This window comes from Nonomuraea sp. NPDC050733 (assembly GCF_040654215.1).
Classification (GTDB): Bacteria; Actinomycetota; Actinomycetes; order Streptosporangiales; family Streptosporangiaceae; genus Nonomuraea.
In genome coordinates, this window is sequence record NZ_JBFAHO010000002.1 from 611220 (window position 1) to 631411 (window position 20192).

Annotated in this window: 16 protein-coding genes and 1 tRNA gene; 5 read left to right on the forward strand and 12 right to left on the reverse strand. The window is 72.6% G+C overall.

Annotated features, from left to right (window positions below; all coding sequences use genetic code 11):
* Nucleotides 1-2: 2 nt before the first annotated feature.
* A complete protein-coding gene (locus AB0H64_RS06330) occupies nucleotides 3-1268 on the reverse strand; it encodes a hypothetical protein (RefSeq protein WP_357620698.1) in 1266 nt (421 codons plus the stop codon).
* Between the two features lie 397 nt (nucleotides 1269-1665).
* Here AB0H64_RS06330 and AB0H64_RS06335 point away from each other — a divergent pair, with 397 nt between their 5' ends.
* Genes AB0H64_RS06335 through AB0H64_RS06355 form a run of 5 tightly spaced genes read left to right on the forward strand, consistent with a single transcriptional unit; the run spans nucleotide 1666 to nucleotide 7236 of the window.
* Complete coding sequence (locus AB0H64_RS06335) at nucleotides 1666-2826, forward strand: glycosyltransferase (protein ID WP_357620700.1); 1161 nt, start codon at nucleotides 1666-1668, stop codon at nucleotides 2824-2826.
* Entirely contained in the window at nucleotides 2823-3776 is a 954-nt protein-coding gene (locus AB0H64_RS06340) for an NAD-dependent epimerase/dehydratase family protein (protein ID WP_357620702.1), read from the forward strand. The genes AB0H64_RS06335 and AB0H64_RS06340 overlap by 4 nt, the downstream gene beginning before the upstream one ends.
* Before the next feature lie 43 nt (nucleotides 3777-3819).
* Complete coding sequence (locus AB0H64_RS06345) at nucleotides 3820-4809, forward strand: GDP-mannose 4,6-dehydratase (RefSeq protein WP_357620704.1); 990 nt, start codon at nucleotides 3820-3822, stop codon at nucleotides 4807-4809.
* Nucleotides 4806-5846, forward strand: a complete 1041-nt coding sequence (locus AB0H64_RS06350; RefSeq protein ID WP_357620706.1) for an MraY family glycosyltransferase — start codon at nucleotides 4806-4808, stop codon at nucleotides 5844-5846. The genes AB0H64_RS06345 and AB0H64_RS06350 overlap by 4 nt, the downstream gene beginning before the upstream one ends.
* 4 nt (nucleotides 5847-5850) lie before the next feature.
* The gene (locus tag AB0H64_RS06355; RefSeq protein ID WP_357620708.1) at nucleotides 5851-7236 is read left to right on the forward strand and encodes a polysaccharide biosynthesis tyrosine autokinase; all 1386 of its coding nucleotides are present in this window, start codon (nucleotides 5851-5853) and stop codon (nucleotides 7234-7236) included.
* Here the strand turns inward: AB0H64_RS06355 and AB0H64_RS06360 are convergent.
* From AB0H64_RS06360 to AB0H64_RS06410, 11 genes are all read right to left on the reverse strand, one after another.
* On the reverse strand, nucleotides 7214-7789 hold the full coding sequence (locus tag AB0H64_RS06360) for a hypothetical protein (RefSeq protein WP_357620710.1): 576 nt from the start codon (nucleotides 7787-7789) through the stop codon (nucleotides 7214-7216). The two genes, AB0H64_RS06355 and AB0H64_RS06360, sit on opposite strands and share 23 nt — an antisense overlap.
* Nucleotides 7790-7791: 2 nt before the next feature.
* Nucleotides 7792-9522: a DUF4012 domain-containing protein gene (locus AB0H64_RS06365; protein ID WP_357620712.1), complete on the reverse strand. Its 1731-nt coding sequence runs from the start codon at nucleotides 9520-9522 to the stop codon at nucleotides 7792-7794.
* A 46-nt stretch (nucleotides 9523-9568) separates the two neighbouring features.
* The gene (locus tag AB0H64_RS06370; RefSeq protein WP_357620714.1) at nucleotides 9569-10432 is read right to left on the reverse strand and encodes an LPXTG cell wall anchor domain-containing protein; all 864 of its coding nucleotides are present in this window, start codon (nucleotides 10430-10432) and stop codon (nucleotides 9569-9571) included.
* A gap of 527 nt (nucleotides 10433-10959) precedes the next feature.
* Nucleotides 10960-11154, reverse strand: a complete 195-nt coding sequence (locus AB0H64_RS06375; RefSeq protein WP_357620716.1) for a response regulator transcription factor — start codon at nucleotides 11152-11154, stop codon at nucleotides 10960-10962.
* 187 nt (nucleotides 11155-11341) lie between these two features.
* Nucleotides 11342-11414: transfer RNA gene (locus AB0H64_RS06380), tRNA-His, on the reverse strand.
* A 126-nt stretch (nucleotides 11415-11540) separates the two neighbouring features.
* On the reverse strand, nucleotides 11541-12134 hold the full coding sequence (orn, locus tag AB0H64_RS06385; protein ID WP_310716412.1) for an oligoribonuclease: 594 nt from the start codon (nucleotides 12132-12134) through the stop codon (nucleotides 11541-11543).
* Between the two features lie 69 nt (nucleotides 12135-12203).
* A complete protein-coding gene (locus AB0H64_RS06390) occupies nucleotides 12204-13490 on the reverse strand; it encodes an APA family fibronectin-binding glycoprotein (protein WP_357620718.1) in 1287 nt (428 codons plus the stop codon).
* A 61-nt stretch (nucleotides 13491-13551) separates the two neighbouring features.
* Nucleotides 13552-14931 (reverse strand): hypothetical protein, encoded by a 1380-nt coding sequence (locus AB0H64_RS06395; RefSeq protein WP_357620720.1) that lies wholly within the window; start codon nucleotides 14929-14931, stop codon nucleotides 13552-13554.
* A gap of 21 nt (nucleotides 14932-14952) precedes the next feature.
* Nucleotides 14953-16713 carry a serine/threonine-protein kinase gene (locus AB0H64_RS06400; RefSeq protein WP_357620722.1) on the reverse strand — a complete coding sequence of 587 codons (1761 nt, stop codon included), beginning with the start codon at nucleotides 16711-16713 and terminating at the stop codon, nucleotides 14953-14955.
* Nucleotides 16714-16903: 190 nt separating this feature from the next.
* Complete coding sequence (locus AB0H64_RS06405; RefSeq protein WP_357620724.1) at nucleotides 16904-19432, reverse strand: protein kinase; 2529 nt, start codon at nucleotides 19430-19432, stop codon at nucleotides 16904-16906.
* 86 nt (nucleotides 19433-19518) lie between these two features.
* On the reverse strand, nucleotides 19519-20157 hold the full coding sequence (locus tag AB0H64_RS06410) for a pyridoxamine 5'-phosphate oxidase family protein (RefSeq protein ID WP_357620726.1): 639 nt from the start codon (nucleotides 20155-20157) through the stop codon (nucleotides 19519-19521).
* Nucleotides 20158-20192: the final 35 nt, after the last annotated feature.

The window sequence follows — 20192 nt, forward strand, 5'->3', positions numbered from 1 at the left end:
TCTCACGGCCGCGCGGACGCGCGCGGGACTGTGCCTGGCGCGCCCGGCTCGTCCGCCCCCGGTGGCGGAGCAGCGGGCTCCTCCCGGGTGGACCGGGTCCAGGCCACCGCCGTGAGCAGGCTCGCGACCAGGACGATGGGCATGCGTTGCCGGAAGATCAGCCCGATGTTGGCCATCGTGGTCGCGTAGGCGATCGTGCCCGGCACGATGAACAGCAGCAGGATGAGGAGCGTCGTGCGGTCCCGGCGCCACATCTGGCGCCCACCCCGTACGGCCCCGTACAGCAGGATGTACCAGATGACCACGTCGATCTTCCCGAGGTGCAGCGTGAGGCTGCCGCTCTCCCACGGGAAGGGCGACAGCAGCGTGTAGACCACCTTCGTCCCGAGGCCGCTCCACCGGTCGCCGCCGTCGTCGAAGTGCACCCCCGACGCGTTCCCGGCGTTGGAGCGCATGACGGCCTCCGACTGCCCCATGTCGATCTGCTGCTCGGCCAGCTCCAGCGGCGTGTTGTCGTACACGCCGCCCGCGAACAGCATGGCGACCACCAGCAGCGCGCCGAACGCGAAGAGCTTCCGCACGGAGAACGTCGACTTCGAGGCCACCACGCCGCAGACGATCGGGATCACGGCCATGAAGACCATGTACGGGCGGACGTGCCACAGGCACCACAGCAGCGGCCCGGCCAGCAGCAGCACACCCAGCCTGAACCTCTGCGCGACGGACGCCCCGATGCCGACGCAGGCCACCACGAGGAACGCGTTGAACCCGTCCTTGTAGGTGTCGGAGGTGTGCAGCAGGAACGCCGGCGTGAACGCGGTCACCACGAGGAGCCGGAACGCCGCCCGGTCGTCGGCACCGATCAGCCGGGCGATCCGGTACATCACGAGGCACAGCGCGCACGCCAGCAGCGCCACCACGGCCGTGCACGCCAGCGGCGCCGAGCCGCCGCACAGGTACATGATCAACGCGAACATGTTGCACGGCACCGCGGCGGTCCCCAGGATGGGCAGGTCGTGGGCCGTGACGAACTGGAAGCCGTCCAGCTTCCAGGAGGTGAGGATCAACATCGCGCGAGCCTCGTAGCCCAGGTTGTCGCCGCCGTAGTCGATGACGCCCGAGCGCACCACCAGCACGTGGATGGCGAGGCGCACCCCGAACGCGGCCAGCAGGACGGGCATGGCCCGCCGGGCCGCCGGCGCGTCCAGATGCGTGTTGACCAGCAGGACGAGTGTCACGGCGGCGGCCGCGACGATGACGAGTTCCATGGAAGACGACTTTCAGTCCACCTGAGCACCTCGCTCCGATGCCCAGCAGTCGATCCGAACCGCCGGCAGGCAGGTCGGCGACGACGACGCTAGCGGCGAGGACCGTGCGCATCACTTCCCGAGGCGTCTCCATGGCCTGGTGATTACTCCGCTTGGCCGACTCTTTTCCGGTAAGACGGCTTTCCGCCTGTGCTGCTTGTCCCGGGAAGCCCTACAAGTCCTCAGGAGAGTAAGCGGTAGCTCCTCGACGATAACGCCCAGGTAGGGAGCGAGAAAACATTTCACCACTGACCGCGACGCCGTAAGCCGAAATCGCTGATACCGCAGCTAGCTTCGCGGACGTGAGCCAGGCCCGTCCTCTAGGAGCCGCATGAAGCCGGACAGTCGGATTCGCGTCATGGAAATCATCGCCCGGATGAACGTGGGCGGCCCCGCGACCCAGGTGCTCGGGCTTTCCGAGCGGCTCAATCCGGAGGAATTCGAGCACCGTCTCTACACAGGACACGTCGGCGACGGCGAGGGCGACCACCTCGGCCTCCGGCGGTCGAGCGTGCGGGTGCACCGCATCCCCGGGCTGGGCCGTTCCGTCCGGCCCACGGACGACTGCCGTGCCCTGTTCGCGCTGGTCTCCGCGATGCGGGCCTTCCGGCCGCACGTCGTCCACACGCGGACCGCCAAGGCGGGCGCGCTCGGGCGGCTGGCGGCCGGGCTGGCGGGCGTCGGCGCGGCCCGGGTCCACGTCTTCCACGGGCACCTGCTCGACGGCTACTTCTCCGGCCCCAAACGCGCGCTGTACGTGCGCTCCGAACGCGTCCTGGCCTCCATGTCGGATCGGCTGGTGACCGTGGGCGCGCGGGTGCGCGACGATCTGCTGGGGGCCGGGATCGGCCGCCCGGAGCAGTACGTCGTCATCCCGCCCGGCGTCCGGCTGGGGCCCGTGCCCGGCCGGGCCTCCGCGCGGCAGAGCCTCGGCCTGCCCCTGGAGGCCCCGGTCGTGGCGTTCGTCGGCCGGCTCACCCAGGTCAAGCGGCCCGACCGGCTCGCCGCGACGGCGCTGGAGGTGCTGCGCAGGACGCCCGGCTGCCGCTTCGTCGTCTGCGGCGGCGGTGAGCTGCAGGAGCAGCTGGAGCGGGACATCGCGCCCGCCCGCGACGCCTTCCACCTGCTGGGCTGGCGCAAGGACGTCGAAACGGTCTACGCGGCCGCCGACGTGGTCCTGCTGACCTCCGACAACGAGGGAACCCCGCTCACGCTCATCGAGGCGCAGATGGCCGGCACACCCGTCGTCTCCACCCGGGTCGGCAGTGTCGCCGAGGTGGTCCAGGACGGACACACGGGGCTGCTCGCCACCGGCACCGACGCCGGCGACCTGGTGGAGCACACCGTGAGGCTGCTTTCCGACCCCCCGCTCGCGAGCCGGATGGGCGAGGCCGCCCGCCGCTGGTCCACCGCCTCGTTCGACGTGGACCGCCTCGTCGCCGACACCGAGGCCCTCTACCGATCGCTGGGCGAGTCCCGCCGGGACCGTCGTGTCACTACAGGAGGGATCAACAGGTGAAAGTCCTGGTAACCGGCGGCGCCGGCTTCATCGGCGCGAACCTGTGCCGGGCGCTCGCGGCACGGCCGGAGATCGAGAGCATCACGGTGCTGGACGACCTGAGCACGGGGAACCTGGCCAACCTCGACGGCGTCGGGGTGCGGTTCGTGCTGGGCAGCATCCTGGACGAGGACGTGCTGAACGGCCTGGTCGCGGACGCCACGACCGTCGTCCACCTCGCCGCGCGCCCGTCGGTGCCCCGCTCCCTGCTCGACCCGCTCGCCTCGCACGAGGTCAACGCGACCGGCACGCTCCGGGTCCTGGAGGCGTGCCGGCCCGCCAGGCCGCACGTGATCCTCGCGTCGTCGTCGTCCGTGTACGGCGACGCCACGGCGCAGTGCAAGCACGAGGACCTGCCGACCAGGCCGCTCAGCCCGTACGGGGTGAGCAAGCTGGCGACCGAGGCCTACGCCCTGGCGTACGCGTCGAGCTTCGGCCTGCCGGTGCTGCCGTTCCGCTTCTTCAACGTCTACGGCCCGCTGCAGCCCGCCGGCCACGCCTACGCGGCTGTCATCCCCGCTTTCGTGTCCACGGCGCTGGAGGGGGCGCCGGTGCCGATCCACGGCGACGGGCACCAGGCCCGCGACTTCACGTACGTGGGCTCGGTGACGCAGGTGCTGTGCGAGGCGGTCCTGCGCCGCGCGACCAGCGCCAAGCCGGTCAACCTGGCCTTCGGCACCCGCGTCTCGCTCCTGACGCTGAAGGACGTGCTCGGCTCGGTGCTCGACCGGCCGCTCGACGCCGTCTTCCTTCCGCCGCGCACCGGCGACATCCGGGAGTCCCAGGCTTCCCCCGAGCTGCTGGGCCAGCTGTTTCCGGGGGTGCGGCCCGTTTCGCTCGAGGACGGGCTCCGCATGACGGTCGCCTGGTTCCGGCAGGAGATGACCGCGAGCCCCGGCGTGCGCGCGTGAAGCGCCGCCATCCGCAGCCAACGAACGTGTCCCTGGGGGAAACATGAGCAACGCAGTCACGTGCACGTACCTGATAACGGGCGGCAGCGGGTTCATCGGGTCGCACCTGACCGACGCCCTGCTCGCCCGCGGCGATGCGGTGCTGGTCCTCGACGACCTGTCGACCGGACGGCTGAAGAACCTGCGCCCGCACCCCAACCTCCGCTTCGTGCAGGGGTCCATCCTGGACGAGGTGGTGGTGGACGAGCTCGTCCACCAGTGCGACGTGGTGGTCCACCTGGCCGCCGCCGTCGGGGTCAAGCTGATCGTGGAGCAGCCGCTGAGGTCGCTGATGACCAACATCAGGGGCTCCGAGATCGTCATCGAGGCGGCGCACCGCTACCGCAAGAAGATCCTCGTCGCCAGCACCAGCGAGATCTACGGCAAGAACTCCTCGGGCCCGCTGCACGAGGAGGCCGACCGCATCCTCGGCAACACCGGGGTCGTGCGCTGGGCGTACAGCACCGCCAAGGCCGTGGACGAGATCCTGGCCAACGCCTATCACCACGAACGCGGCCTGCCCGCCGTCGTGGTCAGGCTGTTCAACACCGTGGGGCCACGGCAGAGCCCCGCCTACGGCATGGTCATCCCGCGCCTCGTGCAGCAGGCCCTCACCGGAGTGCCGCTCACGGTGCACGGCGACGGCACCCAGACCCGCTGCTTCGCCCACGTCGCCGACGTGGTCGACGCCCTGCTGCGGCTGCTCGGCCACGAGGCGGCGATCGGCCAGACCTTCAACATCGGCTCGGCGGAGGAGGTGAGCATCCTGGAGCTGGCCAAGCTGGTCATCGAGCACACGGGATCCACCTCCGGCGTCGACCTGATCCCGTACCACGAGGCCTACCGCAAGGGCTTTGAGGACATGACCCGCAGGGTCCCCGACACGACCAAGATCCGTAACCTCACCGGGTGGACGCCGCAGCGCACGCTGGACAAGATCCTCATGGAGGTCGTCAGGGAGGCGCGCGAGGAGCTCGCGGTGGCGATGCGGTGAGCGGCGTGCTCCCACCGGCGGCCTTCGTGGCCGCCCTCGTGCTCACGGCGTTGATCGCCGTGCCGCTGAAACGCCTGGCGTCGCGCTGGGGCTTCACCGACCGTCCCGGCGGTCACAAGGCCCACGCACGCCCGACACCGTACCTCGGCGGCATCGCGATCGCGCTGGTCACGGTCGTGATCACGGCTGTCGCCGCGGGTCTGTCCGACCGGCGGCTCACCGCGATCCTGCTGGCGGCCACCGCGGTGGCCGCCCTCGGTCTCATCGACGACGTCGCCTCGCTGCCGGCCGTCACGCGGCTGGTCGTGGAGACGGTGGCGGCCACCGGCGTCGTGCTCGCCGGTGTCGTGCTGACCGTCACCGGCGGCTGGCCCGACGCCCCGCTCACGATCGTGTGGATCGTCGTGGTGACGAACTCCTTCAACCTGCTCGACAACATGGACGGCGCGCTGGGGACGGTCACCGTCGCCACGGCCGCGTTCCTCGCCGCGATCGCCTTCGTGCTGGCACAGCCGGCGCTGGGACTCTTCCTGGTCGTGCTGGCGGGCGCCGCGCTGGGCTTCCTGCCCCACAACTGGGCGCCGGCCCGGATGTTCATGGGGGACGCCGGATCGCTGTTCATCGGGTTCGGCCTGACCTGCTCGGCGATCGTCCTGGTCAGCGGGCGCGGCGTGGACGCCGTGATCGCCGGGCTGCTGCTGCCGACGTTCGTCGCGACGGTCGACACCGGCGTGGTGTTCCTGTCACGCGTGCGGGCCGGCCGCTCACCTCTCGCGGGCGGGACCGACCACGTCTCGCACCGGCTGCGCCGGCTCGGCTTCGACACCCGCATGGTCGCGGTCGTGCTCGGCCTGATCGCCATGCTCGCGGGCGCGCTCTGCGCGTCGATGGTCCTCGGCCTGGTGCCGCCGCTCACCGCTGCGATCGTCGCGGCGGGGACGGCCGTCGCCGCCGTCGCCCTGCTCCAAGGAGTCAAGGTGTACGCGCCACGCCGTCCTCTCGAGAACCCTCCACGAATCCGCGAAAGGCGGGGATGATCCCTTGGACCTGCTCTCCTTCATCAGGCTGGCTCGCAAGGACTGGTGGCTCATTCTGCTGTCACTGGTCCTCTCGGTGAGCACGGGACTGGTCATCACGGCGAACATGCCGCTCAAGTACGCCGCGACGACCACCATGCTGTTCTCCAGCTACGACAAGCAGGGCGGCTTCTCGCCCGCCTACCAGGTGAGCACGCTGTCGCAGGGCGTGCAGTCCTACGCCAACCTGCTGACGAGCCGTCGCATGGTGAGCCAGGTGACCACGCCCGAGGACGTGGACCGCCTGCGGCAGCGCATCACCGCCGAGGTCGTGCCGGGCACCGTGCTGCTGCGCGCGATGGTCACCGACGAGGACCCCGCGCGGGCCGCCTCCCTGGCCAACGCCCTGGGCGCCAAGTTCGCGCGGCTGGTGAGCCAGATCGAGCGGCCGACGCCCACCAGCCGGCCCACGGTCAAGGTGACCATCATCGACGAGGCCGAGGTTCCCAAGGAGCCGGTCAGCCCCATGCCGGTGGTCAACGTCCTGGTCGCGATCCTGGTGGGGCTGGTGGTCGCCGTGAGCTCGCTCATCCTGCGTGACCGCCTGGACACCACCATCAAGAACACCGGCGCGCTGCAGCAGGCGACCGGCAGCTCCACGCTCGGGATCATCAGCTACGAGAGGGACGCCAAGCGCTATCCGCTCATCGTACGCCGAAGGGGACGCTCGTCCCGGGCGGAGGCGTTCCGGTCGTTCCGCACCAACCTGCAGTTCATCGGCGTCGACCGGCAGCCGAAGTCGCTGGTGGTGACGAGCTGCCTGCCCAACGAGGGCAAGTCGTCCACCTCCTCCAACCTCGCCATCACCCTCGCCCAGGCCGGCTGGCGGGTCCTGCTCGTGGACGGCGACCTGCGCCGGCCCCGGCTGCCCGACTACTTCGGCATCGAGGGCGGCGTCGGCCTGACCGACGTGCTCATCGGCAAGGTCAGCCTGGAGAGCGTCATCCAGACGTGGGGCGAGTCGCGCCTGTTCGTGCTGCCGTGTGGCCAGATCCCACCGAACCCGAGTGAACTCCTCGGCTCCCGGGGCATGCGGGAGCTGCTGGCCCAGCTCACGGCGGACTACGACATCGTGATCATCGACGCGCCGCCGCTGCTGCCCGTCACCGACGCCGCCACGCTGTCCGCGCTGTGCGACGGGACGATCATCGTGGCCAGGTACGGCCGGACCCGGCACGAGCATCTCGTGCGCGGCGCGGAGCTGCTGAGGTCCATCAACACCCGGGTCGTCGGCACGGTGCTGAACTTCGTCCCGCTCAAGGCCTTCCGTTACGACGGATACGGATACGGATACGGATACGGGCAAGAGACCCCGGTGGCGGTCGAGGTCAAGACGCCGGTGGACGCGTGAGCAGCCACAACGGCACCGCCAGCGCCTCGGCGATCCGGCGCCCGGCGGCCCGATAGGCCCATCGGGACCTGCCGTACGGGTCGGGGATGTCGACCTGGCCGACCCGGACCAGGCCGCGCAGCGACGCGGCCTGGTCCACGAGCATCCGGGCCCGGCACACGGGGTCGGGCTCCCGGCCGGCGTCCTCGCCGGCCACCTCGCTCGCCAGCGCCCCGAACTCGGTGACGGTGAACGCCCGCGTGGCCGACGGCAGGTGCAGTGCCACGACCTCGGCCCGGTGGGCGGCGGTCGCGGTCAGCACCAGGTCGGCCTCGGCCACCAGAGCGGCCGTCAGGGTCCGGGAGAGGAAGCCGGACGGGTCGCCGCCGAGCCGCAGCAACGCCCGCCGGGCCTGCTCGGGCATCTGCCTGCCGGGCACCGCGCGCGTTCCCGCGCTCCCCACCAGGAAGCCGGGGCCGAGCGCCGCCCGGGTGAGCCGCTCGGCCAGCGGCGACCGGCAGAGGTTGCCCGTGCACACGAACAGGATGCGGAAGTCGTCCGTGGTGTCGCGCACGGTCATTCCTGGGGCGAGGGGGACAGGCAGCCGCGCCGGTCCTGGAGGATCCGCGTGGTCTGCGGCCGGACGAGCGGCTGCACCGGCACCTCCGGCGCCGCGGCCGACGCGGGCTCCATCAGCAGGAAGTCCACGGTCCGCGCCTGGCCGGGGGCGAACTCCAGCACCGTGGAGTAGACGGGATGCGAGCGCTCCACCTCCCGGATGGGCTCGATCCGCTCGCCGTCGACGCGCACCTCCTCCGCCCGGGCGCCCACGCCCGCGTACAGCGACACCCAGAGCAGCGTCGAGCCCTCGGTGTGGCGCTGCTCCGGCGCGTCGAGGCGGGCCGTCACGTACTCCGGCAGCCCGCGGCGCGGCACGTCGTTGCCCAGCCGCACGCGGACGCGTGAGGCGCGCCACCCGCTGGGGCTGCACCGCCCGAGCCGGTACTCCAGCGAGCGGTTCAGGTAGTAGTCGAGCTTGTTGCCGGCGGAGTTGTTCACGACCAGCCCGGCGAACGGCCCGGCGTCGCGCGGCAGGACGCCGCCGAGCGGGGTGTCGGCCAGGCGCCGCTCCTCGGCGTCGTGGCGGCTCCAGATCTGGATGCGCCGCTCCTCCACCATACGCGTCAGGACGGACACCGCCCTGAGCGCGTCGGGGCGGGCCTGGAACATGGCCTCGCTGACCGCGCCGGCGATGCGGATGAGGAACCGCTTGCGCCGCCGCGGGTCGTCGAAGCGGGCGTACGCCTCCCGCTCGGTGAGGTCCACGACGTTCCGCGCGGTCACGACCGTGCCGTCCGGCAGCTTGACCGGGCCGATGAGCTCCAGCAGGCGGGACAGGCCGACGGGGTCGGTGGCGATCGCGCCGTCCAGGCGCTGCCCGGTCTGCCGCTCCCACAGCCCGGCCCACGTGGCCGCCGCGTACGGGAAGTGCGGGGACAGGTTGGAGATGGACAGCATCGAGAGGGCTTCGCGGCCGTAGCGGGCGCGGTAGGCACGGCCGTGGTCGGCGACCGGTACGGGGCTCTCGGCCAGGCCCGTGTTGGAGGAGAGCCGGTCGATGCCGATCTTGCCGTGTCCGGCGTGGAGGATGCCGAAGGCGCCGACCAGGCCGCCGGTGCCGCGGGCCTCGGCGTTGGTCTGGAAGGCCAGGAAGTAGTGGCGCGGGCCGTCGTGGCCCAGCATCGGGGGGAGCAGCGCGGCGGCGCCCGCCGCGGCGTGGAGGTAGCCGTGCAGCCGGTCCGTCTCGCGCAGGACCGTCGCGCGGGCCGTGTCCAGCTCGGCCAGGCCGGTGTCAGCCGGGGTGGCGGTCAGGCGCTGCCTGGCCTCGGCGATCCGGGTCGCGGCGGAGTCCAGCCCGGGCCCGGCCGCGGCGAGCTCGCCGAGCAGGCGGGAGGCGTCGCGCATGGAGAAGCCGCCGGGCCGCACCAGCCGCTCGCCGCTCCGGTGCACGGTGGCGAGGACGTCGGTGAGCTCGGCGGCGGTGTCGGCCAGGCCGCGGACGGCCGTCGCGCCGTCCCCGACGAGGGGCGAGCGGGTGAGCAACGACCAGTCCGGGCCCGCGGTGAGCCGGCGCGCCTCGGCGGCGTGCCGGCGCGCGTCCGCGAGCGCCCCGTCCATGAGTTCCGGGGCGCTCGCGGGGAGCCGTTCCAGCGCGTCCCTGGTCGCCTGGAGGTGCTCGCGCACGTCCAGGCCGAGACGCGCCTCCCAGGCGCCGGCCAGCGTGAGACACGCGGCCGGACCCAGCAATCCGGCGACGAGGAGTCGACGCCGGGTCCTACGTGGCTGCCGCTTCTTACTTGGCATCGGAGGAGCGGCGGCGCCTCACGGCGACGACGGTGCCCGCGGCGCCGATGAGCAGCAGGCCCGTGCCCGCGGCCATCAGCGGACGCACGTCCGTGCCGGTCATCGGCAGCTCGGCGGCCTCCTTCTTCCAGCACTCCACCTCGAAGCAGCCACCGTCGTGGCCGTGGGGACCGCCCCACGGGCCGTCGTCCCACGGGCCGAGGTCAACGGTGAAGTTCTTGTCGAAGTCGCTCGGCGTGGGCGTCGGGGTGACGTTGTCGTCATCGTCCCCGTCGTCATCGGAGTCGTCGTCGCCATCGTCGCCGTCGTCGTCCCCGTCGTCATCGTCGTCGAGGGCTTGGATCAGGCCCGCGTCGGTGTCCGCCAGCTCCTCGGCCGTGGTGCTGTCCGCCGTGAGACCATGCTCGCCGTCGTCGGCCGCCAGGGCACCCGGGGCGTCACAGTCCTCGTCGCAGTTCGCGGCCGAGCCCGGCACGAGGTCGGAGATCGGCTGGGGCGCCGGCGAGTTCGACAGGACGTCGAGCTGGCTGAAGTCGCCGAGGTCCACGTCGCCGGACGACTGGTGGGCGGAGGTGGACTCGGTGGCCTCCTCCTCGTCCTCGTCCTCGCCCACGTCAACGGCGACGGCGTCGGCCACGGCGTCGTTGTCGTTGTCGCTGACATTGTTGTTCTGGAGGCAGGCGTCGACGTCGGCGTCCACGCGAGGGCACGGCGGGTACGGCGGCTGCAGGAGCGGCACCCGCAGGGCCGTGCCGGCCTGCGCGGCGGTGGTGGCCTGCGCGGCGGCGGCCGTGTGCGCGACGGCTGTGGCCAGCCCCGCGGTTCCGAAGGCGATCCCACCTCCTACCGCCACGGCCGCGAATATTGATTTCCTGACTTTTTGTGCCATTTCGGACTCCCCGAGACGGTAGTGCGGGCCATAGAACATGGCGACGGGAATGGCCGGCGACATGTTCACTACGGAACCCGTTATATGTGCCGGGTCGGGGGACGCTCCGCGCGGCACACGAGCCTTACCGAACGATCAGGCATCGTTCGCCGGCCGTTGACGCTGCCGGGATGGCCGGGCCCGCAAGGGGTTTCGCGTATTCGCCGTCTCACCCGGAGTGTCCCGCGTTCGCGGTCGTCCGGCGGGTGGCTGGCGGCCATGTGCCCTTCTTTTACCCTTCATCCCCCTAACCCGGGCGTCCGCCTTTCTGGTCGTTCTATTTGCCGTTAAAAGGCATGAAAGGCCGTACGAGCGGAAAAAGGGGGAACAGCGGGAAAGGCGGGCACGGCCGGAAAAGTGGGTATGTGAGAACTCCCGCGTGGCGCCGGAACCGGGCCGCGCGGGATCGTGGAACGTGGGCGGGGATACCCGGAAGAGGGGCGTGCCCGGGGTCAGCCGTTGCGGGACAGCCAGAGGCGGATGGCGGTGACGCGCGAGTCCACGCCCAGCTTGGCGTAGATGCGGTTGACGTGGTTCTTGACCGTCTTCTCGCTGAGGAAGAGCCGCCGCGCGATCTGGCCGTTGGACTGACCCGTGGCGATCAGGTCCATGACCTCCGCCTCGCGCTTGCTCAAGGACGTGAACACGCTATCGAACGCTGCGTCGTCGACTCTCATCCGGCCTCCGGGGGCGCGCAGACGGTCAGAATCGCCGATGCCCCCGCGCTTCCGGCGTTAGCGGTAGACAGCGAGCATAACTCGCATTGACTCGCTTTGGGGATGACAAGGAGAAAACGGCGATGGCCGGTCCCGTGGGACCGGCCATCGCGTGCGGGGTGAGTGAAGGGACTTGAACCCTCGGCATCCAGGACCACAACCTGGCGCTCTGCCAACTGAGCTACACCCACCATGAGCCGCCCCGCGAGGCGGCACAGGAAAAGTGTAGCGGTGTTCGGGAGTCTTTACGCCATCAGCGGCGCGCCGACACGTGTTTCGTCCCCCACACCCGCCGGCGCGTTCGGTCGTCTCCCGGGTCAGCCGCTGACGCGCTCGGCCAGTGTGCGCGCCGTCGCCGAGTCGGGGCCGGGCTGGGCCACGAACACCGCCGCGCGGTAGTAACGCAGTTCCCTGATGCTCTCCGTGATGTCGGCCAGCGCCCGGTGCCCGCCCTGCTTCTCCGGCGCCGCGAAGTAGACACGGGGGTACCACCGGCGCACCAGCTCCTTGATGGAGGACACGTCGATCATCCGGTAATGCAGGTGGGCGTCGACCGCCGGCATGTCACGCGAGATGAACGTGCGGTCGGTGCCGATGGAGTTGCCGCACAGCGGCGCCCTCTTCGGCTCGGGGACATGGCGGCGGATGTAGTCGAGCACAAGCGACTCCGCCTCCGCCAGCGTCACCCCGCCCGCGAGCTCAGGCAGCAGCCCCGAGGCGGTGTGCATCTCGCGGACGACCTGCGACATCTGCTCCAGCGACTCGGGCGGCGGCTTGATGACCACGTCGACGCCCTCGTCGAGCTGGTTGAGCTCGCTGTCGGTGATGACGCACGCCACCTCGACGAGCGCGTCGCGGCCAAGGTCCAGCCCGGTCATCTCGCAGTCGATCCAGACCAGCACGTCACTCATTCGTTCTCCTCGCCCAAGCGGCTCGGAGACACCCGCCGCTTGCTCTCAGGACCAGACTAGTGCCAAGCGTCAGGCAGGCTTGAGTGAGCTGAGAACCTGGGCGACCACATTGGTCCCGAGATTGTCGGGAACGGACACGTAAAAGAGGGCCGGGCGCTCCCCCTCACCGCGGTCCATGAGCACGATCGCGCCGTTCTCCTTGTTCCACTTGTAGCCCTTCTGCTTCGAGACCTTGCTGAAGTCGAGCTGGAACTGCATCAGCCAGGCGTCCTTGCCCCCGACCTTGATCGCCTTGTCCTGCAGGATCTTGGTCGTGTGCTGGAGCTGGTAGTACTTGCCGAAGTCGATGTACACCGCCTTGGCCGTCAGGCCGAGACTCTGCTTGCCCTCGTAGGGGAACAGGTCGTTCAGGCGGCCCGTGTAGATGTTGCCGATCCAGTTGCTGTCGCCCTCGTACTTCTCGTGGGCGATCTTCTCCACGCCGCTCGACCAGCTCTGCCGCGTGGGCTCGGTGCTGGTGACCTCGGAGGCGTCCGGCACCGTCCAGCCCTCGGGCACGGCGTACGAGAGGCCGGCCAGCGGGTCGGTGACGCGGCCGTCGTGCGGCTTCGGCAGCTCGGCCGGCGTGGGCTGCGAGCTGGGGGGCGGCCCGGTCGGAGACTCCGAGGGCGGGTCGGACGGCGCCTCGGTCTCGGTCGGCCCGGAGGTCGGGGACGAGGCGACCGGCGAACCCTCCCGGTTGACCAGGAAGATGCCCGCGACCACGATGAGCGCCACCACGACCAGCGCCGCCAGGCCGCCGAACACCCACGGCATGGGATTGCGCTGCTTCGGCGGCGGGCCGAAGCCCGGGCCGGGGAGCGGCGCGCCGCCCCACTGCGCCTGACCGCCGGGCTGCTGCCCGTAGGGGCCGCCCTCGTGCCCGTACGTGGGCAGCACCTGGGTGGGCTGGGGCGAGCCGTACGGAGGCTGCCCGGGGCCGTTCGGCTGTCCGGGGCCGTACGGCTGGTTCGGTCCGCTCTGCTGCGGCGCGCCGTATGCCTGTCCCGGTCCGCCCGGTCCGCCCGGTCCGCCCGTGCCGTACCCCGGCCCGCCCGGCTGTCCCGGCTGGCCGGGCTGGTCGCCCTGCGCGTACGGCTGCGGGGCGAAGGTCGGCTGGCCGTACTGGAGCGTCGGGTTCGCGGGGGTGGCCGACCAGTCGTGGCCGGGCTGCGACCCCGAGGGCGGCTGCTGCTGCGGCGCCGTCCCGGGCTCCTGCGGATGCGTGGCGTCGGTCCACTGGGCGCCGTCCCACCAACGGAGTTGGGGCGATCCGTAGGGGTCCGGGTACCAGCCCGCGGGGGTCTGCGTGGTCATGCTCGCCAGATTAGTAAGAACCGCATTGATATGCATTGTCGGCGCCGCCGCCGACCGCACCTCAGCACTTGTACGTGAAGCTCGCCTTGTCGGTGCGCACGGGGCCCGGCGACACGACGCGCAACGTGGCCGTCGCCTTGACCGTGCTCCTGCCCTTGAGTGACCACCTCAGCGGCACCTGGTAGGAGGTCCGGTCGGCGGTGGTGCGCAGGGTCCGACTGACCACCTCCTTGTCGAGACTCTTGCGCCACTCGTACCGGATCTCGCCCGTGCCGCCGTTGGTCACGATGGTGCCGGTGATCACCACGGCGCTGTCGCAGCCCTGCGGCTTCTTCGGGCCGGTGACGTCCACCGACGCGACCGCCAGCTCGGGTCCGCCGCCGCCCAGCCTGAGCCAGGCCAGGATCGCGCCCGCCATGACGACCGCGAACAGCGCCGCGGCGAGGACCGTGCGGCGGCGCCGCGCCCGTGAGGCCCGGACGGCACGGCCGCCCTGGACGGTCCGCTCCTCCTTGCCCTCGCGCCACATCCGCTCCGCGGCGGTCTCCGCCCGCTCCTGCCGCGTCTCCACGCCGGGACCGAACCGCATCGGCGCCGCGCTCTCGGCGGGACCGCCGTAGGGGGCGGGGGAGCGGCCGGGCACATGCAGGAGCGTGACGATGTCGCCCTCGTCCACCGGCTCCGGCGGGTACGGCAGCGCCCGCACGGGCGGCTGGGCGAACGCCGAGCGTCCCCGGGCCGCCTGGGCCAGCCGGTCCCGGCTGACCGTGCCGCCCGGCAGCGCGCCCCGCCCGGACAGCACCGTGTCGCGCGCGGCGGCCAGGCCGTGGGTGGTGGCCGTGGCGGCCGCCCGCTCGAACAGCTCGACGGCTCCCGGCGCGTCCCGCACCGAGGCCGCCAGCCCACGGGCCAGCGCCGCCCACGACTCGGCGTCGCGCGCCGGCGGCGACGCCTGGCCCCGAATGGCGTCGCTCAGCCCGCGCTCCGACAGCAGGGCGCCGCCGTCGGCCGCGACGACCACGGTCCCCGGGTGCAGCGAGCCGTGCGTCACCCCCGCGGCGTGCAGCGCGAGCAGCGTCTGGGCCGTCTCCGCGAGCACCGACGCGGCGCCGCCCGCGTCCACGGCGCCGGCGTTCAGCAGGTCGGACAGCGTGGGGCTGACCGCCTGCGCGGTGAGCAGCCACACCTGCTCCCCGGCGGCCACCACGTCCGCCACCGGGATCAGCCCGCCGAGCCCGCCCAGCACCAGCCGCTGGTCGGTCAGGACGGTCGCCACGACCCGGTCGCGCACGCCGGGCAGCCCGACCACTCTCGGGTCGAACAGCAGCGCCCCGGCCCGTCGGCCGTCCGGCGAGATCGCGTCGATCCAGTTGCCCACCTCGGTGATCCAGGTGTGCTCGGTCAGCCGGAAACCGGCGATACCGTCCCTAGAGTTCTCCATCGCCGCCGCCCCCCGGCGCTGTCATCGCCGCCTCCGGTGCCGCCCCGCCACGCGGCGTCTGACCGCAAGTGTGACCGGAACCGCTCCCGACGTCACCAGCCCGGTCGCCAGCAGCACGCCCGCCGCGCTGCCCCGCTCGTCGGCCGGAGCCACGCGCGGGACGTCGCCCCCGGTGGGCTCCCCGTCGCCCCTCGTCGGCTCGCCGCCGGTGGTCTCACGCCCACCGCCTCCCTCGCCCCCTCGGGTCGAGGAGGGCTGGGTCGTCTGGGACGGCGGAGGGGCCGTCTCGGTGGGCTCGCTCGTCTGGGTGGGCGGGGTGCGGGTCGGCATGGTGAAGGTCGGCCGCGGGCTCGTGGCCGGGGGCGACGAGGGCCGCGGCGCGGTCGTGGCGCCGTCCTGGTCGTCGAGCGTGCCGAGGACCTGCGGCTCGTCCGACGCGGTGGGCGTCGGCGTCCTGGTCGCCCGCGTCGCCCGCGTCCTCGTCGGGGTGGGCGTCGTCCGGGGTGTGCGGCGGGCGCGGGGCGTGGGCGTCGCGGTCTTCGTCGCCACGGGCGCGGCGGTCGCGGTCGGCCCGGTCGTCGGCGTCTGCTCGGCGGAGGGCGCCGGGTCGTCCGACGGCTCCTCGGTGGGCTCCTCCGACGGCTCCTCCGAGGGGTCGTCCGACGGGTCGCCGATGCCGGGCTCGCCCGCCGCGGGTGAGTCCGCGGTGGGCGTCACCGGGGTGATCTGCGCCCTCAGGGTCGTGTTCCCGTCGAACACGTTGACCGCCACCAGCGCCACGCCGACCACCACGGCGACGCAGGCCGTACCGATGAGGATCTTCGACGACAGCCTGGCCAGTAGCTTCGACGGCTCGGGGAAGCGGGTCTCGGCCAGCGAGGTCTGCGCCTCCGCCGGCGCGTCGGGCGGCGTCGGGAACAGCGCGAGCAGCAGCGCCGCCAGGCTCGACAGGCGCCGGCGTCCGCGCTCCTCCCAGCCGGCTCCGTACGCCTCGGCCGCGACCGCCTCCAGCTCGGTCAGGAACGCCTCGGCGGACGGCGGCCGCTCGGAGGAGTCCTTGGCCAGGCCCCGCCGGACCAGCCCCTGCAGCGGGGCGGGAACCTCGTCCACCGGCGGCTGCGCGCTCTGGTGCTGCCGGGCGAGCGCGGCCATGGTGGACCCGCGGAACGGGCGGGTGCCGGTCAGGCACTCGAAGAACACCACCGTGGCGGCGTACACGTCGGTGGAGGGCGCGGCCGGCGCGCCCGACCACTGCTCGGGCGCCATGTACGGCGGGGTGCCTGCGGCGCTCGCCTGCTCGCCGGCCCGCGCCGCGATGCCGAAGTCGACGAGCTTGCTCGCGCCGTCGGCCTGGACCATGACGTTCTCGGGCTTGAAGTCGCGGTGCACCACGCCGATGGCGTGCGCGGCGGCCAGGCCCTTGAGCGAGCCCTTCAGCACGGCCAGCGCGGCCTCGGCCCCGGTCGGGCCCTCGGAGCGGAGGAGCTGGCGCAGTGAAACGCCGTTCACCAGCTCCATCACGATGGCCGCGCCGGCGCCCGCCTCGACGTAGTCGATCAGGCGGGCGTTGTACGGGCTGCGCAGCGTGCCGAGGAGGCGCGCCTCGTGCCGGAAGCGGGCGACGAAGCCCACGTCGGCCCGGAGCTCGTCGGAAAGGTACTTGACGGCGACCTCGGCGCCGTCGTGGTCACGCCGCGCCAGCACCACCCGTCCGGCGGACCCGCTGCCCAGCTCCCGGACGGCGCGGTAACCGGGGACCTCCCATTGCCCACCACCGTGCACAACTGTCTCCTCTGCACATTCATGGGCCCCCACCCTGAACAAACGCACCGTAGCTTAACCAGCGGCAAGCGTTTTCTGGGCTCGGTTATCCCGATAAGTCAGAAATCGCAAGCTCACCACCGCCGTCCCCAGCCGCTGGGGCCGGGGTGCCGGTACGGATGGCGGGACCCAGAGAGGCCGTTCCAGAGGGTCAGCCGGGCTCGCCCGGTGCCGGCCGGTCGGTCGAGGGCCGGTCGGTCGTGGGCCGGTCGGTCGTGGGCTCGTCCGGGCGGGGTGAGGGCGTCACGGAAGGGCCGGAGCTGGGCGGGTCCGTGGACGGCTCGGGACCATGGGAGGGTTCCTCCTCCGGCGGGCACTCCGGTGTGGAGCCGCTCGCCGCGTCGCCGCCCCCGGCCGCGCGTGGCCGCGTCGCCGCCCGGACGGCCCAGCGCGCTCCGCACGGCAGCTCGCCGAACGCGTGGCTCAGCGTACGGGTGTACGACGTGTCGCCCGACAGCGTGAGCTGCTCGGTGTGCTGCCTGCCCCCGGCCGAGAACGTGACCGCCAGCCGCACCGGGCGGTCGTTCACGGTCGAGACCGTGACCACCGAGACGGCCCCGCCCCGGCCGTCGACCGTGGCCCGGACGATGGAGACCCGCCGGACCCCCGGCGGGCACGTCACCCGGGTGCGGGCGCTGGCCTGCTCACCGCCGGCCGTGACCGTCACGGACAACGTCGCCCCGCACGGCCTGGTCCTGAAGCCCTGGCCGAACGAGCGGCTGTAGGAGGTGCGGCCGGCCAGCGTGGCGGTCCCGGTGCCGACGGTGTCCCCGTTGACCGCGAACCTCGCCTGCACCGGCACCTCCCCGGTGCCGCTCGTCGTCACCCGGACTCGCGCCGAGGCCCCGGTGCCCGGTGAGGGCGACATGTCCAGCGACACCCGCAGACCCGTCACGGTCGTGGGGCACGGCGGGACGCTCAGCGTGGCGGTCCTGGCCCCTCCGGGAGCGGCGGGCGTGGTGGCGACGGTCAGCGTGACGGTCCTGCCGCAGGGACGCTCGGCCAGCGTGTGGCTGAGCGCGCGGGTGTAGGAGGTGCCGCCGCTGAGCCGCAGCCGCTCGGTGTGGACGGCTTCACCCGCCACGGCCCAGGTGGCGGTCGCGGCGATGGGCGCGGCGCCGGTGGCGCGGATCGTGACCGTGGCCGCGGCGACGGCGTCCTCGTTCACCGTGAGGCCGCCGAGGGCGAGCGCCGCCACCGAGGTCGCGGGCACCGGTGTGGGGGCCGGCGTGCCCGGAGGAGGCGTGCCCGGAGGAGGCGTGCTCGGAGGAGGCGTCGTCGGGGGAGGAGGGGGCGGCGTGGTCGGGGGAAGCGTGGTCGGCGGGGATGTCGTGGGCCGCCGGGTGGCGGGCGGCTGGGTGGCCGGCGGCGTGACCGTCACCCGCGGTGTGGGCCGCCGCGTGATGCGCACGGGCGGAGGCGTGGGCGTCCGGCCGCGCGTCGCCGGGGGCGTGGGGCCGCCGCTGGTCGCCGGGACGACCACGGCCGGCCCGGTGCTCTCCGGTGGGAACACGGCCGGCTCCGGCGTCGGGCTCTCCGTGGCGCCCACCGGCGTGGCGGGCGGCGACACCAGCTCGGCGGGCCCGGCGGAGTCGCTCGGCGCGGCGGCGGCCACGTCGATGGGCCGGGGCAGCAGGCGGTCCCGGCTCGCCAGCACGAACACCGCCGCGACGGCCACCACGACGGCCAGGCCGGCGCCCATGGCCAGCCGCACCGCGTTGTGCCGGGCGGCCCGCGCCACTGTGCGCCCCAGCTCGTGCCCGCCGCGGAAGACCGTCCGCGCCAGAGACGTGCTCACCTGCGCGGGCGGCGTCTCGGGCACGGGCAGCAGCAGGGCGAGCAGCGCGACGAGCCCGGCCAGCCGCCGCCTGCCGCGCTCCTCCCAGTCGTCGCCGTACGCGGCCCGCGCCGTCTCCTCCAGCTCCGCCACGAACGCCTCGGCGCCGCGCGGCCGGTCGGCCGGGTCCTTGGCCAGGCCGCGCATGAGCAGCTCGCGCACCGGCTCGGGCGCGTCCTGGACGGGGATCGGCGCGTACACGTGCTGGTAGCCGAGCACGCTCGGCTCGGTCGAGCGGTAGGGCCGGTGACCGGTCAGGCACTCGAAGAAGACGGCCGTCACCGCGTACACGTCCGTCGCGGGCGAGGCGGGGGCGCCGGCCCACAGCTCCGGAGCCATGTACGGGGGCGTGCCCTCGGGACGCGCGGTCGCGCCCTCCCGTACGGCGATGCCGAAGTCGACGAGCTTGCTCACCCCGTCGTCGCGGACGATGACGTTCTCCGGCTTGTAGTCCTTGTGGACCAGGCGCAGGCGGTGCGCCCGCGCGAGGCCGAGCAGCGAGCCCTTCAGCACGGTCAGCGCCGCCTCCGGCCCCGTCGTGCCGTTCTCGCGCAGCAGCGCCCGCAGGGACACGCCGTTGACCAGCTCCATCACGATGGCGGCGCCGTCATGGTCCTGGACGTACTCCCACATCGTGGCGATGTGCGGGTCGCGCAGCGTGACCAGCAGGCGCGCCTCCGACTGGAAGCGGGCGAGCGCCTCGGGGTCGCGCCGTAACGCCTCGGAGAGGTACTTGACGGCTACCCTGACGCCCGTCTCGTCGTGCACGGCCAGCACGACCCGGCCGCTGCCGCCCGACCCGAGCTGCTTGACTTCCGTATAACCGGGAGCGCTCCACTCCATTTTGCCTCTCCCATCAGGAGCCGGCCCACCTGATGAGACGCGTGATCTAGAAGAATGGTTTGCCAGGTGGTTCCTGATTCATGGAACTACCGACGGCCGCGGATGTGAACAGGCATGTCGATACCTTCTCGGAGCGCCGGGTCGGGCTCCGGGGCGCCCCACTGCGTGACCAGGGGGAGCACGCCGGCCCAGACGGGCAGCGCGTGGTCCTCGACCTCCTCCACCGGGGCGCCGCGGCGGAGCTTGACCGACGCCTCGTCCAGCGGCAGGGCGAGCACGGCCGTGGCGGCCAGCTCCTTGCGGTTCGGGCGGCGGGCGTAGTCCCACTGGCCGGGCGCGAGGTGTTCGGTCAGCACGCGCAGCCCGGTGAGCCGCTCGTCCTCGTCCGTGACCAGGCGGGCGGTGCCGTAGATGACGGCCGAGCGGTAGTTGACGGAGTGGTGGAACACCGACCGGGCGAGCACGATCCCGTCCAGGTGGGTCACCGTGACGCACACCTCGGCACCCTCGGCGGCGCGCAGGGAGCGGGCGCCGGTGGAGCCGTGCAGGTAGAGGGTGTCGCCGTCGCGCCCGTAGCCGGTCGGCACCACCATCGGATGGCCGTCGGCCACGACGCCGAGGTGACAGATGAGGCCGGCGTCCAGCACCTCGTACAGGTCGTTCCGGTCGGTGCTGCCGCGCTCCTTCGAGCGGCCGAGCGTGGTGCGGGGCGTGGTGGAGAGCATGGGTACGACGCTAGTCCGCGAGTGGACCTATCCTG

Excerpts from the sequence above, each read along its gene's own strand:
- AB0H64_RS06330 (WP_357620698.1), bottom strand. The coding sequence starts at position 1,268 with ATGGAACTCGTCATCGTCGCGGCCGCCGCCGTGACACTCGTCCTGCTG.
- AB0H64_RS06335 (WP_357620700.1), top strand. The coding sequence starts at position 1,666 with ATGGAAATCATCGCCCGGATGAACGTGGGCGGCCCCGCGACCCAGGTG.
- AB0H64_RS06345 (WP_357620704.1), top strand. The coding sequence starts at position 3,820 with ATGAGCAACGCAGTCACGTGCACGTACCTGATAACGGGCGGCAGCGGG.
- orn (WP_310716412.1), bottom strand. The coding sequence starts at position 12,134 with ATGAGTGACGTGCTGGTCTGGATCGACTGCGAGATGACCGGGCTGGAC.
- AB0H64_RS06390 (WP_357620718.1), bottom strand. The coding sequence starts at position 13,490 with ATGACCACGCAGACCCCCGCGGGCTGGTACCCGGACCCCTACGGATCG.
- AB0H64_RS06395 (WP_357620720.1), bottom strand. The coding sequence starts at position 14,931 with ATGGAGAACTCTAGGGACGGTATCGCCGGTTTCCGGCTGACCGAGCAC.
- AB0H64_RS06405 (WP_357620724.1), bottom strand. The coding sequence starts at position 19,432 with ATGGAGTGGAGCGCTCCCGGTTATACGGAAGTCAAGCAGCTCGGGTCG.
- AB0H64_RS06410 (WP_357620726.1), bottom strand. The coding sequence starts at position 20,157 with ATGCTCTCCACCACGCCCCGCACCACGCTCGGCCGCTCGAAGGAGCGC.